Here is a 16,217-nt window from a genome sequence, read left to right as displayed (position 1 = left end):
GGAATGCGACAGTTTTAGCGCTCGAAGACAGCGGCTTCAGCGCTCGAAGGCGGCGGCCGGCGGTGCCGGGGACCGCGTGGCCGTCGCGTCGGTGACCGCGACCGCGCCACCGGTGAAGTCCGCGAGCGCGCGGCCGTGTTCGACCCGGGCGGGGTGCGGGTCCACGGCGGCGCGGCGGGTCAGCTCGGCCACCGGCAGCTCGTGGTCGGCGGCCAGCAGGACGGCGTTGCCGAAGCGGCGGCCGCGCAGCACGGCGGGGTCGGCGGTCAGACACACCTCGGCGAACGCGGCGCGGGCGGTGGCGATCTGGGCGCGCAGATGGGCCAGCGGCGGGCCGTCGGCGAGGTTCGCCGCGTACAGCCCGCCGGGGCGCAGCGCCCGGCGGACCTCGGCCAGGAACTCCAGGCTGGTCAGATGCGCGGGGGTGCGGGCCCCGCTGAAGACGTCCGCGATGACCAGATCGGCCCACCCCTCGGGCACCTTGGCGAGCCCGGCCCGGGCGTCGGTGCCCCGCACCCGTATCCGGTCGCCGGGGCCGAGCGGCAGCTCGCGCCGTACGAACTGGACGAGCGGGGCGTCGATCTCGACGATCTGCTGGGTGGAGCGGGGCCGGGTCGCGGCGATGTAGCGGGCCAGCGTGAAGGCGCCGCCGCCCAGATGGACGGCCTGCAGCGGGCGCCCCGGCGGGGCGGCGAGGTCGGCGGCGTGGCCGAGCCGCCGCTGGTACTCGAAGTCGAGGTGACCGGGGTCGTCGAGGTCCACATGGGACTGCGGTTTGCCGTCCAGCAGCAGCGTCCAGCCGCGGGGGCGGTCGCGGTCCGGCACCAGCTCGGCGAGGCCCCCGTCGACGGGCGCTGTGATCGGCTCGGGGGTACGCCCCCGGCCCGCCGCGCGCCCGCGCTCCGCCGCTCGCTTCTTCGTGCCTTTCGCCATGTGCCCCAGTATGAGCCGGGCCACCGACAGCCGGGCCACCGCCCGGCGGCGGGCTGGCGGCGAGGCTTCTGGCGGGGGGCTCCTGGCAGCGGGACTGCTGACAGCGGGACTACTGGCAGCGGTCGACGGCCTCGATCGTGCGGGCCGCCTCACCGAGCGCGGCCCGCAGCTCCGCGGGGTCGGTGGCGCCGGTGTACGCGGCGTCCGGCGGCACCAGCCAGTGGGTGGCGCCCTGCCCCGAGGCGCCGCCGTCGCTTATGCGCATGCCGCGCCCGGCCGTCTCGGTGCAGGCGCTGCCCGGCATGTCCCAGCCGTCCGCGGTGCCGGGCGGCACCAGGAAGCCGAGGGTGTCGCAGGCGTTGTCGTGCATCACGGGGCCGAGGCCGTCGCAGCCGCGGCGCAGGATGTCCACCGCTTCCAGCCCCTGGCGGGCGGGCACGGTGACCAGATCACACTCCTGGCGCGGGTGATGTTGGGCAGTCGTCCGCGAGCGGCTGATATCCACTCCGGCCTCCCTCTTCATCGGGTTGCTCAGGGTTCAACGCTCGGCAGTGTCAACGGCTACGGCCGAATGCCGCCGTAAAGGATGGCAGTTCATGGCAGATCGCGGGCGACTTGTCTTTATTGCCGGGAATATCCGAATGTCCGGAACGTCGTAACCGGTACGGTTCTCCCCCGCCGACACGGCAGCACCGTAGGGAGGGTCACCTTGAGGCCGCTTCCGGAATCCTCGCCAGCCTCGCCAGCCACGTCCCCCCGCCCGAACACCGCGTTCCGGCTGTTGCGCGGGCAGCTCTCACCGGCCGAGTTCGCGGCGTCCGTACGGCGCGCGGCCCGCGAGATCGGCGAACAGGTCTCCTGTGACGCGCGCTATATCGGCCGCGTCGAGTCGGGGGCGATCCGCTGCCCCAACTACGCGTACGAGCGCGTCTTCCGCCATATGTTCCCCGGCCGCGCCCTCACCGACCTCGGGTTCACCCCGCGCGAGGCGGTCCGGGGCCGCCCGGTCGGGCCCGCCGCCGTTCCGGCACCCCGCCCGGAGCCGGAGCCCCGCGCCCCGGCCGACATCGACGTCTTCGAGGAGAGCGAACTGCTACGGCGTGCGTTCGTGGCCGGCGGGGCGGTGGCCGCCGCCGAGGCCGTGCGGACCTCCCGGCGGGCCGGGCAGGCCGAGGTGGCCGCCGTGGAGGAGGCCGTGCGCCGCATCCGGCTGCTGGACGACCGGCACGGCGCGGACAGCCTCTACGTCCACACCGCGCGCCCGCTGAGCGCCGCGTACGCGCTGCTCGACGCGGGCGGCCACGGCCGCTCCGTGGTGGAGCGGCTGTACGCGGGCGCGGGCGAGCTGGCCATCTCGGTGGGCTGGCTCGCCCATGACTCCGGACGGCTCACCGACGCCCGCTCGCACTACGCGGAGGCGCTGGCCACCGCGCGCGTCACGGGCGATCCCGCGCTCGAGGCCCACGCGTTCTGCAACACCGCCTTCCTGGCCCGCGACGCGGGCCGCCCGCGCGAGGCCGTACGCGCCGCCCAGGCCGCGCAGCGGGCCGCACGGCGGCTGGCCTCGCCCCGGCTGCTGTCGCTCATCGCGCTGCGCGAGGCGGGCGGCCGGGCCTGGCTGGCCGACCGCGGCGGCTGCGAACGGGCCCTGCTGCGCGCCCAGTCGCTCTTCGGCCGCGGCCCCTGCGACGACGACCCGGAGTGGATGACCTTCTTCGGCGAGGCCGAACTGGAGGGCTTGGAGGCGCAGTGCTGGTCGGCGCTGGGCGACTGGGGGCGCGCGGCGGAGCACGCGCGCCGCGCGGTCTCCCTCCAGAAGCCCCATTTCACCCGCAACATCGCCCTGTTCACCACGGAACTGGCGAACGACCTGGTGGCGGACGGCGAGCCGGAGGCGGCCGCCGCGGCGGCGGGGCGCGCCCTGGGCCTGCTGAACCAGGTCACGTCCTCCCGGATCCGCCGCATGCTGGAGGACACCGCCCGGCTGCTGCGCCCGCACGGCCGCAACGCGTCGGTCGCGGACTTCCTCGCCCGCTATCAGCAGGCCCACCGTGAGAGCCCGGTCTGACGGCGTGGCCGCGGTGGCGGGAGGTGCGGGAGGTCAGGCCAGGTGCCCGGTGTCGTTCCAGCGCTCGATGGCCGGTTCGCCGTACGCCCATCCCAGGATCGACAGGGACGTGGGGTCGAGGCGTATGCGGGCCGCGAAGGAGACGTCGTAGCCGAGCCAGCGGGCCCCCAGGGTGCGCAGGATGTGGCCGTGCGCGAAGACCAGCACATCCCGGTCGGCGGAGCGCGCCCACTCCACCACCGCGTCCGCCCGGGCTGTGATCGCGGCGAGCGACTCGCCCTCCGGGACGCCGTCGCGCCAGATGAGCCAGCCGGGGCGGACCGCCTTGATGTCGGCCGGGGTCATCCCCTCGTAGGCGCCGTAGTCCCATTCCAGCAGGGCGTCCCAGGCCTGCGCCCGGTCGCCGAAGCCCGCCAGGTCGCAGGTCTCCTGGGCGCGTACGAGCGGGCTGGTGCGCACCTCGGCGTCCGGCAGCCCCGCCCAGGCGTCCTGGTGGAGCCGCTCGCCGAGCAGTTCGGCGCCGCGCCGCCCCTCGTCCAGAAGCGGGATGTCCGTACGGCCGGTGTGCTTGCCCAGGAGCGACCACCGCGTCTGTCCGTGCCGGGCCAGGAGGATGCGTGGTGCCATGGGGTCGCCTTTCACCGGATGACGTGCCTGCCGCGCGCCCCGTGCGCCGTGCCACGCGACCGCCCGCGGATACCTGCGCTCTACGCGCCCTGGGGAACGGATCGCTGTCCGTTCGTTGTCCATCCATCATCGCGCACGTGATCGAGAGGCAACCTCGGGGGGACTCCTGACGTCTTCCTCCTCGCGCGGTTATCAACCGTGGGTCCCCGGGGGCGGTGCGGGGGCCGCCTCGACGACACCGTACGGTTGACCGCGCGCCATGTTGTGGCCGCCTGACTTTTGACTGGGAGAGCGTCCGGATGCCCCAAGCAGCGCCCCGTGACGGAGCGACACTGGGAAGTCAGGCCCGTTGGTGGACCGAGCTGCCGCTGATCGCGGTGGTGTACCTCGCGTACGCGGGCGGTCGGCTTCTGGGCCAAGGCGATGTGTCCACGGCCGTCGACCACGGCCTGGGAATCCTCCGTTTCGAACGGCAGCTCAACATCGATTTCGAGTCGCCGCTCAACGATTTGTTCACCAAGCACGCCTGGATAGGCATACCGGCCGACTTCCTGTACGCGTCACTGCACTACGCGGCCACCCCGGCGGTCCTGGTATGGCTGTGGAGGCGCGGCCGGAACTCGGACTACCGCTTCGCCCGCACCTGGCTGCTGATCACCACGATGATCGGCCTGGTCGGGTTCGTCGTGGTGCCGACCTGCCCGCCGCGGCTGCTGGAGGCGAGCCAGGGCTTCGTCGACACGATGGCTCAATACAGCTCCTACGGCTGGTGGGGCGGTGACGCGTCCGCGCCGCGCGGCATGGGCGGGCTCACCAACCAGTACGCGGCGATGCCGAGCCTCCATGTGGGCTGGGCGCTGTGGTGCGGAATAGCGCTGTGGTGGCAGGGGCGCTCGGTGTGGTCGAAGATCGTCGCCGTGGTCTATCCGCTGGTCATCACCCTCGTGGTGATGGGCACCGCGAACCACTACTTCCTCGACGCGGCCGCCGGTGCCGCCGCCGTCGGCGTCGGGGCGCTGCTGACCCGGCCCGCGCTGCGGCTCGCTCAGACCCTCCGCGGCCGCTTCCGCCCGGCCCGCGCCGCCGCGGCGACCCGGACCGCCGACGCCGCGCCCGAAGCCGCGGCAGGCGCTGCCAGTGGTGCTTTCAGCGACGCTTCCACGGGCGCGGCCGCTGCCGGAACCACCGCCGGAATCCCGGCCGGAAACCCCGGCGCTGCCGCGAATGTCAGTGACAAGTGCGAGACTTCGGCCCGTGAACGGGAACGGATCCCCCGACAGCAGGGCAGGGGCGCGGACACGCAACGTACGGGTGGCGGCGACGGCGGCGGACGGCAAGCCGGTGCCGGTGCCGGCCACGGCCGGGGAGCCGGTACGGGCGACGGCGCTGCGGCACCAGCTCGCTGAGCTGCGCGGCCCGTCCGCCGTTCCGCATCCGATGGACGCCCGCGCGCTGGCCGCGCTGGCGGCCAACCCCGGCTGCCGCCGCCGCGCGCTGCTCGACGGCGCCGGGGTCGACAAGGGGGCGCTCGCGCGGGCGCTCGGAGCGCCCGCGCCCTTCGGCCAGTCCCAGTTCGCGCATCAGCGCGGCAACACCTTCGAGGCCCACGTCAAGGCCGACCGCGGCGCGCTGCTCATGCGGCTGCTGCACGAGCGGCTGGCCGACGGTTCGGCCGCGCCCGATCCGGACACCACCGCGGCCCCCGAGCTGACCGCGGCCGGTCCCCAGGGGCGTACGGCCCGTACGGCGCTGGCGCTGCGGGAGGCCACCGCGGCGGGCCGGTGGGCGCTGCTCGACCATCCGATGGTGAGCCTGGACGTCGCGGGCTCCCCCGCCTTCCTGGAGCCGGACGCGGTCGTGGTGCACCCCGACGGCTCCTGGACGGTCGTCGAGATCAAGTCCTTCCCCATGGTGGACGGCGCGGCCGACCCGGCCAAGGTCGGCGCGGCGGCCCGGCAGTCGGCCGTCTACGCCCTGGCCCTGGAGCGGATCGCGGCCCATCTCGGGGAGGCCACAGAGGGCCCGGAGGGCAAGCAGGAGGGCGTCTGGGCCCGCGTGCGGCACGAGGTGCTGCTCGTCTGCCCCAAGGACTTCTCCAACCTGCCGACCGCCGAACTCGTCGATGTGCGCAAGCAACTCGCCGTAACGCGGCGGCAGCTGGGCCGCCTCACCCGGATCGAGGAGATCGCCGCCGCCCTCCCCGAGGGGACCACCTTCGACCTGCGGCTCGCCGAGGACGGCCAGACCGCCACCCGGCCCGTCGAGGAGCTGACCGCCGCGGTCGAGTCGGTCGACGCGGCGTACGCGCCGGAGTGCCTGTCCACCTGTGAGCTGTCCCTCCACTGCCGGGAGCGGGCCCGGGCGGCGGGCGCCGTCGAGTCGCTGGGGCGCGGCGTGCGGGGCGAGCTGGGCGGGCTGACCACGGTGGAGGCCGTGCTCGCGGCCGCCCTGGAATCCGGCGGTCCGGAGCCCACCGGCGACCCGGCCGTGGACACCCTGCGGCGCGCGGCGGCCCTGCGCGCCGAGGCCCTGGCCACCGCCGCGCGGCCCGTGGAGGCGGCATGTCGCTGATCACCACGCTGGCCCGGATGGAGGCCGTCCGGGAGGGCCGGGCGCGCCCCCTCGCCACGGTGCGGCACCGGCATCTCTCCCAGCGGCCGCTGGCGTTCGTACCGCTGATCACCGCGGGCGAGACGGGCGCGCCGCTCGGCGCCCTGGTGGGCACCGACCGGGACGCGCCGCGGCTGCTGATCGTGGCGCAGCCGCGCAACCGTGATCTGCGGTTCGCGTTCCTCGCCGATCTGGCGGAGGAGATGCTTCCGTACCTGGACGGGTACGCGGACGACGTCGAGCTGGAGGAGCGCAAGGAGACCGACCCGGAGACCGGGAAGAAGGTGCCGGTCCAGGTCGAGCTGTGCGCGGACGCGCCGCAGCTGCTGGTGCCCAGCGGGGCGGGCGTGGCGTTCGTCCGGCTGCTGGGCCGGTCGATGCGGTTCCGGCGCACCGCCGAGCAGGATCCGGAAACGCCGTTCCCGGCGCCCCCGCGCGTACCGCTGCTCGGCCGGTGGCTGACGCACTACGGGGAGCGGTCCCGGGTGCCCGGCTCCTCGCTGCTGCTGTCGCTGACCGAGCTGCTGGGCCGGCACTGGGCGACCGGGCAGAGCAATCTGGAGGACCAGCATCTGGGGTCGCTGCTGGCCTGGATCGACCCGCCGGAGGGCGTCCCGGGCGCGGAGGCGGCGCTGCACACCGAGTCGGCGCGGGACGGGGACGGGCAGCTGCTGTACCCGCCCGCGGGCCCCGCCACCGATCCGGCCTTCGACAACAAGCTGCTGGCCCCGGCGATCTCCCGGTACGACGCGGCGCGCTCCGAGGTGACCGGCGGCGTGGCCGGGGGCGAGGCGCGGCTGCGGGCGGCCGAGGCGGAGCTGCGCGAGCTGATCGCCTCCCAGCTGACGCCCACCTGGGACGCGCTGTGGCGGGGCGTGGATCTGCTGCGGGAGCTGCCGGAGGGCGCGCGGGTGGCAGACCGCTGGAAGCGCGACCGCTGGTCGTACACGGGCCACCGGGACCGCGTCCGGGCCGGTGAGCCGCCCCAGCCGAAGCGGGACGACGCGGTGACGGCAGCCCAGAAGCTCGCCGCGCGGGAGACCGCGCAGGCCCAGCTGGACGCGCAGGAGGCGCTGGACGATCCGCTGGTCATGGCGGGGCGGCGGCTGTCCGGGGAGGCGTTCGCGGGCGAGGTCACCGAGGTGGAGATGGCCTGGTCGGAGGCGAAGGTGCCCCGCCCGCGGCCGCTGGTCACGGTGCGCACCGAGGACCGTCCGCATCTGGCCGAGCGGATCAAGCTGTACCGGGTGATGGACGACGGCCGGACCCAGACCGGGGAGTTCGCCGGGGACGCCGAGCCCGCGGAGGACCCCGGGGTCGCTTCCGCCGCGTTCGTGGTCCGGCTGACCGGGGGGATGGGCCGGGGCAAGGAGCCGGAGCCGGGTTCGGTGCCCGAGCCGGGCGACCGGGTGTGCTGGACGCTGTTCGAGCACGCCCCGCGCGGCGGTCCCGACCTGCCTGACCCCGAGAGCACGCCGTGGACCCACGGCGGCCCGCCGGACCCGGCCATGCAGGACGCCGACCCCGTGACCGAGGAGGACTATCTTTGATCGCCACGGACCGGGCGGCCCGTACGGGGAAGGGCAAGCCGTTCGACCCGTCGGCCGCGGCCGCGCGCGCGACCGACGCGATCCTGCACGACACCCTGCACGGCACCCACCGCGGTGTCGTCGTGGACTCGCCGCCCGGCGCGGGCAAGTCGACGCTGGTCGTCCGGGCGGCCCGGGAGCTGGCCGCCGCCGGACGGCCGCTGATGGTGGTCGCGCAGACCAACGCGCAGGTGGACGATCTGGTGGACCGGCTCGCCACGTCGGACCCGGACCTTCCGGTCGGCCGTCTGCACAGCAGCGATCCGCATCCGTACGACCCGGTGCTCGACGAGCATCCGGCGGTGCGCTGCTCGGCGAAGGTCGCGGATCTGGCGGGGCTGGGCATCGTGGTCTCCACGGCCGCCAAGTGGGCGCACGTCAAGAACGTCGAGCCGTGGAGCCACGCGATCGTGGACGAGGCGTACCAGATGCGCTCGGACGCGCTGCTGGCCGTCGCGGGGCTCTTCGAGCGGGCGCTGTTCGTCGGCGACCCCGGGCAGCTCGACCCGTTCAGCGTGGTGGGCGCCGATCAGTGGGCGGGGCTCTCGTACGACCCGTCGGCGAGCGCGGTGACCACGCTTCTCGCCCACAATCCGCGGCTTCCGCAGCACCGGCTGCCGGTGTCCTGGCGGCTGCCCGCGTCGGCGGCGCCGCTGGTCTCGGACGCGTTCTATCCGTACACGCCCTTCCGCAGCGGTACGGACCACGGTGACCGGCGGCTGAGGTTCGGGGTGCCCTCGGACGGTTCGGGTCCTGACCGGGTGCTGGACGAGGCCGCCGTCGCGGGGTGGGGGCTGCTGGAGCTTCCGGCCCGCCGTACGCCGCGCACCGACCCGGAGGCGGTGGCGGCCGTGGCCCAGGTGGTCCGGCGGACGCTGGACCGGGGCGGCGCGGCGGTCAGCGAGCGCGCCGACGAGCCGGTGCCCCTGACCGCCGACCGGATCGCGGTCGGCACCGCGCACCGCGATCAGGCGGCGGCCGTGCGGGCGGCCCTGGCGGGGCTCGGAGTGTCGGGCGTCACCGTCGATACCGCGAACCGCCTCCAGGGACGTGAGTTCGATCTGACGGTGGTACTGCACCCGCTGTCCGGCCGCCCGGACGCGACGGCTTTCCACCTGGAGACCGGCCGGCTGTGCGTGCTGGCGTCGCGGCACCGGCACGCGTGCGTGGTGGTGTGCCGGGCGGGGGTGGCGGAGCTGCTGGACGAGCATCCGTCGACGGAACCGGTGCAGCTGGGAGTGACGGTGAAGTTCCCGGACGGCTGGGAGGCGAACCACGCGGTCCTGTCGCACCTGGCCGAACACCGCGTCTCCTGGCGGCCCTAGGGCGCGTCCGCGGACGTCCCGCCCGGGCCCGGGGCCCGGACAGGGCGCTGGGTTCGGAGGTGGGGTCGGTGGGGAGACACCCCTGGTGGGGGCGGCGGTCTTGCCTCCCGCGCGACAATGGGAGCAGGACGCACCGCGAACCGCACGTGTCTCACGACCCAGGAGGAGAGATCACATGCCCGAGCCGGATCCGGCGGGGGGCCCGACCAGCGCCGCGCCACGGCGCATGAAACCGGCCGCGCTGCTCTTCGAACCGACTGCCGCCGTCAAGGACGAGGCGCACTTCTTCGACCTGGAGTCGATCGAGGATCCGCGCGAACTGCTCGCCCGCTCGACCGAGCTGGTGCTCGCGTTCCGCGCGGCGACGGACCGGGCCATGGAGTTCCAGGCGATGGCGGCCGCGCAGCTCGCCGACCCCAGACGGTTCGACCGGCTGACCCCCGCTGTGATCGCCGAGCGGGCGGAGTGGACCGAGGACTACGCCAAAAAGATGATCGAGTTCGGTCGCGAACTGATACAAAGCGGCGAGCTGCCGGACTGATGGGCGTACTCCGCACGGGAAACCCGCACGAACGGGCCGCGTCCTGCCGCGATCATGCGCCGGGGGCATATGCGGGCGGAAGGTACCCCATCGCCCCGCGCCATGTCCTGGTTTTGCCGCATCCCCCGACACCTCTCCTGCTGACGGTAATTGTAGAAACATGAGCAGAACGCCTCGGGACTCACTTCACACCGCCGCCTACGTCACCCCGGCCGGCGCGGACTGGCTCGCTTCCGCCAGCCGGTCCCCCCGCGGCATCCACGCGCTCTGGGCGCAGCATCCGGCGACCTCGGTCCCGCTGCCGTGCGGCACCGCGTTCGACGTCGTCAGCATGGACCCGCTCTTCGGGCGCCGGGTGGTGAGCCGGTTATGGACCGACGGCCCCGGCACCGGTCCGGTGGCCGCCCAGGGCGGCCGGGTCCTGCTGTTCGCCACCCCGGGCTCGGCCCAGCGGCTGCCCGCGCTGCTCGGCTGGGAGGAGTGGGGCGGCGCGGCACCCCCGCTGCTCTGCTACGGCTGGGGCGACACGGTGACCGTACCGCCGCTGTACCCCCTGGACCCCGGCCCGGCGGAGCCCGAGCCCCCGGCGGAGATCGCCTCGTACGACGCCCCCTCGCCCCGCTGGCTCGTCGCCCCCGACGTCCGCAGCCCCTGGCTGCCCGGACCCGAGGTGCTGCTGTGGGCCTGTGTTCGAGCGGCCCGGACGCTGCGTGCCACGGTCGGCACGGACGCCGACGGCACGGCTGTGACCAGCGCACCCGCCCTGTTTCCGGGCTGAAAGATATCGATTTTCACTTCGCCTGACCCGGGTGCTAAGGTCTTCTACGTCAGCAGGCGCCGCTAGCTCAGTTGGTTAGAGCAGCTGACTCTTAATCAGCGGGTCCGGGGTTCGAGTCCCTGGCGGCGCACCGACATGCGGAAGGCCTCTCACCGAGCGTGAGGGGCCTTTCGTGTGTCCTGGGTGCCCTCGGGGCGGCCCGTCAGCCGCGCGACCGCCGCCTCGGGGCCGGGCATCGAGCGGGCCTCCTCCCGCAGCGCGCGGGCCGCGACCACGTACGAGGGCTGCTCCAGCAGGGCGAAGAGGTCCCGGGCCAGCTGGGCACCGGCCGCCCGGGCGATGCGGGGCGAACCACCGAGCAGGTCGGCGGGGGTATGCGCCCCGGCGCCCGCGAGGGCCACCCGCACGCCGTTGAGCTGCTGCTCGGGGCGGGGCGCGACGATCAGCTGCGGTACCCCGGCCACCGCCGCGGCCAGGACGGCGGCCCCGCCGCCCTGGTGGAGCACCGCGCGGCAGCCCGGCAGCACCCGGTGCGGCGGTCCGGCGGGTGGGCGCCCCTGGGCGGCGCTGCCCAGCCGGACGACCTCCACCCCGCGTGACTCGGCCGCCCGCAGCGCCGTCCGCACGGCTTCGGGCGGACCCGCGGCGTCCTCCCACACGACGCAGATCCGGGCAAGCCCGGGGCGGGCGGAATCGTGCGGCGGCTCGCCCGCCGCGCCGTACGCCCCCTCGTACGCCCCGTGCGACGACTCGTACGGGGACTCGTACGGGACGAACCGCACCGGAAGGCGCCGCTCCGGCGACGGCAGCGCCAGGCTCGGCGGGCAGGGGTCGAGCCACAGCTCCGGTTCGCGCGCCGGATCCGCCCCGTAACGCCGCATCAGGCGTGCGTAGCCGGGCAGCGGCGGGCCGTCCAGCCGCTGCCGGTCGAGGCGCGGCAGCGCCGTACTCCCCCACAGCTGGCCGACCGCTGGCACGCCGAGCGCCGCCGCGGCCACCGTGCCCGCGTACGTGCTCGCGTCGTGCACCACCAGCTCCGGCTGCCAGCAGCGGGCGTAGGCCACCAGCCCCTGGGCCATGGCCTCGGCGATGGCCACCCGCTGGTCGCCGAGGGCGCGCAGCACCCCGTGCTGCTCCGGGCCGAGCACCCCGGGCCGCACCGGCCAGTCCGCGGGCCAGATGCCGCGTGAGCGGCGCGCCACGGCCGGTGACACACCGAGCGCGCGGGGCAGCACACCGGCCGGGACCGGCATCAGCCCGGCCCGGGCGACCGCCGCCGCGCAGCCGCCCGGGACCGCGACCCGCACCTGGTGCCCCGCCGCGAGGAACGCCCGCGCGAGCGGCACCAGCGCGACCAGATGCCCGCCCGGGGCCCAGGTCGTGAACAGGACGCGCACGATCCCTCCCCGGTCAGCCGCCTGTGAGCGTGAGGGTGTGGCCGGTGAGATGGGTGTTGGCCGCCGAGCACAGGAACAGCAGGGTCTGCGCGGCGGCCCCGGCCCCGGAAGGCGCGCCCTCCGGGCACACCGCGTTGACCAGCACTCCGTCCGCCGCCACCTGCCCGCTCAGGCCGCGGGCCAGACCGTGCAGCCCGGCCTCGGCAGCGCCATGGAACTCGTCGGGCACCCGGCGCGAGGACACCAGCGCGATCCGGCCCCACCCGCGCTCCCGCATCCCGACGACGGCGCACTGCACCGTGCGGATCACCGGGGCGAGGCTGTCCGCGACGACCGGCAGCCAGTCCCCCTCGGGGATGTCCTCGAAACGGGCGCGCGCGTCGGATCGCGCGCCCCGCCGCCAGGCGTTCGCCACCAGGACGTCGAGCGCGCCCCAGCGCTCCTCGACGGCGGCCACGACCCAGCGCGGCGACGCGGCGTCCTCCAGGGCGTACGGCACGGCGAAGGCCCGGTTGCCGTCCGGGCCCGCCAGCTCGGCGGCCAGCTCCTCGGCGGCCCCGCGGCGGTTCCGGAAGGCGAGCGCCACCCGCGCGCCCTGCGCCGCGAAGGCGCGGCCAGCGGCCTGACCGATGGCGCCGGTGGCGCCGGTGACCAGGACCGTACGCCCGTCCAGACCGAGGTCCATCATGAGCGCGCCACCGCCGCCCGGTCCGGCGCTCCCGCCTCGGCCAGCGGCACGCCGAGCCCACTCGCCCGGGGCGCGGTCGCCGCCGCGAGGGCCGTGGCGGCGGCATCCCGCACGTCCACGAAGTCCCAGCGCCCCGCCGACGGTTCCTTGGCGCGGCCGTACGCGCTGACCGCACGCTGAACCGCGCCGCCCAGAGCGCCGGTGCCGCCCAGCACCACGACGGGCGGCCCGGCTGCGTGTGACACCCTCGGCACCATCGGCGCCCTCCTCGCGGTCGTTCCCGGCGGGGTGCTGGTGAGAACAGCCATGGTCGCCGCCATGACTTGAGCCCGCCTCGATCCGGGTCATGGGCGCCCGGACACCCTGGCATCCATGACGCGGATCGACGGACCGCCGAACGCGATGCGTTGGAGCATCTTGCGGTGCAGCGGGGTGTGGCGCAGCGCCCGGGCGAGATGGGGGCGCACGCGGGTGGCGAACGCGCTGCCCGAGAGCAGGGCCCGGCTCTGCCGGGTCTGCATCCGTATGACGGCCGCGACATCGGGTCCCCGGCGCCCTTCGAAGGCGGCGAGCCGATCCGCGCCGAGGTCGCCCGCGGCCAGGGCGCTGACCAGTATGGGGTGCAGCACCACCGCGTCCTGGATGGCGAGGGTGATGCCCTGAGCGGCGATCGGGCCATGGGTGTGGGCGGCGTCGCCGATCAGCACCAGCCCGTCGTCCACCCAGCGCCGGGCACGGGCCGAGAAGACGTCCAGCAGTCCGAGGTCGCCCAGGGGGCGGACCTGTTCGCGGATGGCCGTCGCGTACGGCGGTACGGCACGCGCCAGCCGCTCCCTGATCCGGTCCGGGCCGAGCGCGGTGAGGGCACGGTGGCCGTGCAGCGGCAGCGTCCAGCCGAGGTGAACGCGGTCCGGCCAGGAGCCGTAGACCACCACCGGGCCGTCCCCGGTGCGGAACACCCGCACCTCGCGGAGCGGCGGGGCGTCCGCGCCGCCCGCCCTGAGGGTGCAGCACAGCAGCACCTGGTGCAGCGCCTCGGTGCGGCCCGCGCCGATTCCGGCCAGCCGCCGGACCCGGGAGTACCGCCCGTCCGCGCCGATCACGGCCCGGGCCCGCACGGTGCAGCGGCCGTCCGGGCCGTCGGCGGTGACCCCGGCGATCCGCCCGTCCCGCCAGACCAGACCGCCGACCCTCCGGCCGGGCAGATAGCGGAAGCCGGGCGAGCGGCGGCAGTGGGTGAGGAGTTCGTCCAGCAGATGCGTCCGGGGCAGGGACAGCAGATGGTCGTACGGGGCGGGGAGGAGGCGGTAGTCGGCCTCCAGCAGCATCCGGTGGCCCTCGAACAGCCGGAACCGGTCGTGCTCCTGGGCGCCGCGCGCCCGCGCCCCGGCGAGCACCCCCAGCTCGTCCAGCAGCGCCAGCGCGCCGGGCTGCAGGATCTCGCCGCGGGACTCCCGCTCGTGCGCGCGGGCGCGCTCCAGCACGGTCACACGCGCCCCCGAGCGCAGCATCAGCAGCGCGAGGACGAGCCCGGCCGGGCCGCCGCCGACCACACAGACCTCGGTGTCGACCTCTTGATGTGCCGTCACCACCGGGCTCACCCCTCGTCGAGGAGGGCCACCGCGCGGGTCCAGCCCGCGCCCGCGCCCGCGATCTTCACGGGGAAGCAGGCGACCCGGAACCCGGTGGGCGGCAGGGTGTCCAGCCGCGCCAGCCGCTCGATCTGGCAGTACTCCCGGCGGCGGCCCGCGAAGTGCGCGGGCCACAGCGCCGACCGGTCGCCGGTGGCGTGGTAGCGGCGGATCATCTGGCGGAAAGGGGCGTCGAGGCTGAACGCGTCGGTGCCGATCACCCGGACCCCCAGGTCGAGGAGGTAGTCGGTGGCGGGGCCGTCGAGGCCGGTGAAGTCGGTGAAGTAGCGCGGCGTACCGGCCCAGCAGGCGGCGCCGGTGTGCAGCAGGACGATATCCAGCGGGCGGGGGCGGCAGCCGGTCCGGGCGAGCGCCTTCTCGATGTCCTCGACCCCGGCGGTGCGGGTGTCCGGGTCGGCGCCGGTGATGTCCAGGACATGGGCCGGGCGCAGGAACCACTCCAGTGGCATCCGGTCGATGACGCGCGACCTCCCGCACGCGCCGGTGGAACCGCCGGGCGCGGGGGCGTCCACCGGTGTGGACAGATCGATGATGCGCAAGGCGCCCCCTCGGCTGGTGTCGGACGGGCGGTGTCGGACGGCTGGTGATCGGACGGCTGGTGATCGGACGGGCGGTGCGGACGGGCGGGCGGGAAACGGGAAATGCACTACGGCTCCGCTTGCCCGCGCGGGGGGATCGGGCAGCGGAGCCGTAGCAGACCCGGCTGAAGGGCGGCGCCGGGCGTTTCGGGGGAGGGTGGACCGTACGGCGGGGCGGGTCAGGCGGCGAACAGGTCGAGCACCGGCCGACGCCAGTGCCCCTCGAGGTCGACGTCGAGCGCGGGGTCGGAGGCGAGCACCGCCTGCTGGAGCTTCTGCAGCCGCGGCGAGGGCTCAAGCCCCAGGTCCTCGACGAGCCGGGCGCGCAGCCCCTGGTAGACCTCCAGTGCCTGCCAGGGCCGGCCCGCCCGGTACAGCGCGGCCATGCACTGGGCGTGCAGCCCCTCGTGGAGCGGATGGCGGGCGGTCAGCTCGGTCAGCTCGGTCAGCAGCTCGGCATGGCGGCCCAGCCGCAGATCGGCCTCGATACGGCGCTCCAGAACGCCCAGACGGCTCTCCTCCAGCCGGGCCAGCTCGATCTCCAGGACCGGGCCGACCCGCACGTCCACCAGCGCCGGACCGCGCCAGACCGCGAGCGCCTCGCGCAGCAGCAGGGACGCCTCGACATCGTCCCCGGCGTCGAGCGCGTCGCGCCCCGCGGCCACCAGTCGGTCGTACTCATGAATGTCAACCGCGCCCGGTTGCGCCTCCAGGACATAACCGCCGTACCGGGTGGCCAGCACGTCCTTCGACGCCTGCGGCGCCTGGGGGCCGTAAGCGGCGGCCAGCCTGCGGCGGAGCTGGAGGATGTACGTCTGCAAGGTGGTGGGCGCGCTGCGCGGCATCTGTGTGCCCCAGATTTCCTCCATAAGAGTGGGCACCGGCAGCATCTGGTTGGCGTAGACGGAAAGCAGTGCAAGGATCTGCCGCGGCTTGCCCGCGCTGGGCACGATCGACTGACCGCACGCCTCGACGCTCAGCGGCCCCAACACCTTGATGTCCATGGTCCTGTACCTCCGTCAACGGTCCGTCAGGTGCCTCCTGGCCGCGCGGCCGTGCCATCGAGGCACAGAAAAGACTCGCGGGTGAGCGGTGCATCCGACCAGTGCCGGAATACCGAACTCGGTATGAGTCCTGGGAGATCGACCCATGACAAATTCACACCCTGGCGATGACGGCGGCACTGACCCGCGGCGGCGGCCCCGCCGCGGCCGCCGGGCCACGACCGCCTCCCACCCCGAGGAGAGCCTGTGATGACGGAAGCCTCCATCCCCCCGCAACCCACGCGGTCCCCGGACGGCACCGCCGTCCTGGAGGGCTTGGACGACCTGGACAGCCTGGACGACCTGGTCATCGAGGACCTGACCGACGCCTCCTGGGAGGCCGTCGCGCCGCGCATCTGCATCTGCACGGTCAGTGGGGAATGAGGGA

Annotated in this window: 17 protein-coding genes and 1 tRNA gene; 9 read left to right on the top strand and 9 right to left on the bottom strand. The window is 74.9% G+C overall.

Going from position 1 to position 16,217, the window contains the following annotated elements; all coding sequences use genetic code 11:
* Positions 1–36: 36 nt before the first annotated feature.
* Together ACZ6CL_RS27035 and ACZ6CL_RS27030 are read right to left on the bottom strand one after the other, a co-directional pair.
* Entirely contained in the window at positions 37–933 is an 897-nt protein-coding gene (locus ACZ6CL_RS27035; protein WP_468939816.1) for a spermidine synthase, read from the bottom strand.
* A gap of 109 nt (positions 934–1,042) precedes the next feature.
* Positions 1,043–1,456, bottom strand: a complete 414-nt coding sequence (locus ACZ6CL_RS27030) for a hypothetical protein (protein ID WP_468939815.1) — start codon at positions 1,454–1,456, stop codon at positions 1,043–1,045.
* 186 nt (positions 1,457–1,642) lie between these two features.
* Between ACZ6CL_RS27030 and ACZ6CL_RS27025 the strand changes: the two genes are divergently transcribed.
* Entirely contained in the window at positions 1,643–3,001 is a 1,359-nt protein-coding gene (locus tag ACZ6CL_RS27025) for a tetratricopeptide repeat protein (protein ID WP_468939814.1), read from the top strand.
* Positions 3,002–3,034: 33 nt separating this feature from the next.
* Here the strand turns inward: ACZ6CL_RS27025 and ACZ6CL_RS27020 are convergent, their stop codons facing one another.
* On the bottom strand, positions 3,035–3,628 hold the full coding sequence (locus ACZ6CL_RS27020; protein WP_468939812.1) for a histidine phosphatase family protein: 594 nt from the start codon (positions 3,626–3,628) through the stop codon (positions 3,035–3,037).
* Positions 3,629–3,927: 299 nt separating this feature from the next.
* On the opposite strand from ACZ6CL_RS27020, the gene ACZ6CL_RS27015 reads away from it, so the two are divergent.
* The 7 genes from ACZ6CL_RS27015 to ACZ6CL_RS26985 all read left to right on the top strand — a co-directional run bounded on the left by ACZ6CL_RS27015 (position 3,928) and on the right by ACZ6CL_RS26985 (position 10,601).
* Entirely contained in the window at positions 3,928–5,034 is a 1,107-nt protein-coding gene (locus ACZ6CL_RS27015) for a phosphatase PAP2 family protein (protein WP_468939809.1), read from the top strand.
* The gene (locus tag ACZ6CL_RS27010) at positions 4,940–6,199 is read left to right on the top strand and encodes a hypothetical protein (RefSeq protein ID WP_468940101.1); all 1,260 of its coding nucleotides are present in this window, start codon (positions 4,940–4,942) and stop codon (positions 6,197–6,199) included. The genes ACZ6CL_RS27015 and ACZ6CL_RS27010 overlap by 95 nt, the downstream gene beginning before the upstream one ends.
* Positions 6,190–7,788, top strand: coding sequence for a hypothetical protein (locus tag ACZ6CL_RS27005; protein WP_468939806.1), 1,599 nt, complete (start codon positions 6,190–6,192; stop codon positions 7,786–7,788). The genes ACZ6CL_RS27010 and ACZ6CL_RS27005 overlap by 10 nt, the downstream gene beginning before the upstream one ends.
* A complete protein-coding gene (locus ACZ6CL_RS27000) occupies positions 7,785–9,152 on the top strand; it encodes an AAA domain-containing protein (protein ID WP_468939803.1) in 1,368 nt (455 codons plus the stop codon). Before ACZ6CL_RS27005 ends, ACZ6CL_RS27000 begins: the two co-directional genes overlap by 4 nt.
* Before the next feature lie 175 nt (positions 9,153–9,327).
* Complete coding sequence (locus tag ACZ6CL_RS26995) at positions 9,328–9,693, top strand: hypothetical protein (RefSeq protein ID WP_468939801.1); 366 nt, start codon at positions 9,328–9,330, stop codon at positions 9,691–9,693.
* 160 nt (positions 9,694–9,853) lie between these two features.
* Entirely contained in the window at positions 9,854–10,471 is a 618-nt protein-coding gene (locus tag ACZ6CL_RS26990) for a bifunctional DNA primase/polymerase (protein ID WP_468939799.1), read from the top strand.
* Positions 10,472–10,527: 56 nt separating this feature from the next.
* Positions 10,528–10,601: transfer RNA gene (locus tag ACZ6CL_RS26985), tRNA-Lys, on the top strand.
* 19 nt (positions 10,602–10,620) lie between these two features.
* Here ACZ6CL_RS26985 and ACZ6CL_RS26980 read toward each other — a convergent pair.
* The 6 genes from ACZ6CL_RS26980 to ACZ6CL_RS26955 all read right to left on the bottom strand — a co-directional run bounded on the left by ACZ6CL_RS26980 (position 10,621) and on the right by ACZ6CL_RS26955 (position 15,790).
* Positions 10,621–11,868, bottom strand: coding sequence for a nucleotide disphospho-sugar-binding domain-containing protein (locus ACZ6CL_RS26980; RefSeq protein ID WP_468939798.1), 1,248 nt, complete (start codon positions 11,866–11,868; stop codon positions 10,621–10,623).
* A 13-nt stretch (positions 11,869–11,881) separates the two neighbouring features.
* Entirely contained in the window at positions 11,882–12,556 is a 675-nt protein-coding gene (locus ACZ6CL_RS26975) for an SDR family NAD(P)-dependent oxidoreductase (RefSeq protein ID WP_468939795.1), read from the bottom strand.
* Positions 12,553–12,801 (bottom strand): hypothetical protein, encoded by a 249-nt coding sequence (locus tag ACZ6CL_RS26970; RefSeq protein WP_468939793.1) that lies wholly within the window; start codon positions 12,799–12,801, stop codon positions 12,553–12,555. The genes ACZ6CL_RS26975 and ACZ6CL_RS26970 overlap by 4 nt, the downstream gene beginning before the upstream one ends.
* A gap of 99 nt (positions 12,802–12,900) precedes the next feature.
* Positions 12,901–14,145 (bottom strand): FAD-dependent monooxygenase, encoded by a 1,245-nt coding sequence (locus tag ACZ6CL_RS26965; RefSeq protein ID WP_468939792.1) that lies wholly within the window; start codon positions 14,143–14,145, stop codon positions 12,901–12,903.
* A gap of 8 nt (positions 14,146–14,153) precedes the next feature.
* Positions 14,154–14,891 carry a cyclase family protein gene (locus ACZ6CL_RS26960; protein ID WP_468940099.1) on the bottom strand — a complete coding sequence of 246 codons (738 nt, stop codon included), beginning with the start codon at positions 14,889–14,891 and terminating at the stop codon, positions 14,154–14,156.
* Between the two features lie 74 nt (positions 14,892–14,965).
* Complete coding sequence (locus ACZ6CL_RS26955) at positions 14,966–15,790, bottom strand: AfsR/SARP family transcriptional regulator (protein ID WP_468052300.1); 825 nt, start codon at positions 15,788–15,790, stop codon at positions 14,966–14,968.
* A 249-nt stretch (positions 15,791–16,039) separates the two neighbouring features.
* Between ACZ6CL_RS26955 and ACZ6CL_RS26950 the strand changes: the two genes are divergently transcribed.
* Positions 16,040–16,213, top strand: coding sequence for a hypothetical protein (locus ACZ6CL_RS26950; RefSeq protein ID WP_468939790.1), 174 nt, complete (start codon positions 16,040–16,042; stop codon positions 16,211–16,213).
* The last annotated feature ends 4 nt before the right edge of the window (positions 16,214–16,217 follow it).

It is taken from the genome of Streptomyces sp. NPDC041200, from assembly GCF_055591805.1.
The sequence above is the reverse complement of the archived record's forward strand: the minus strand, read 5'-3'. Positions and strand labels throughout refer to the sequence as shown.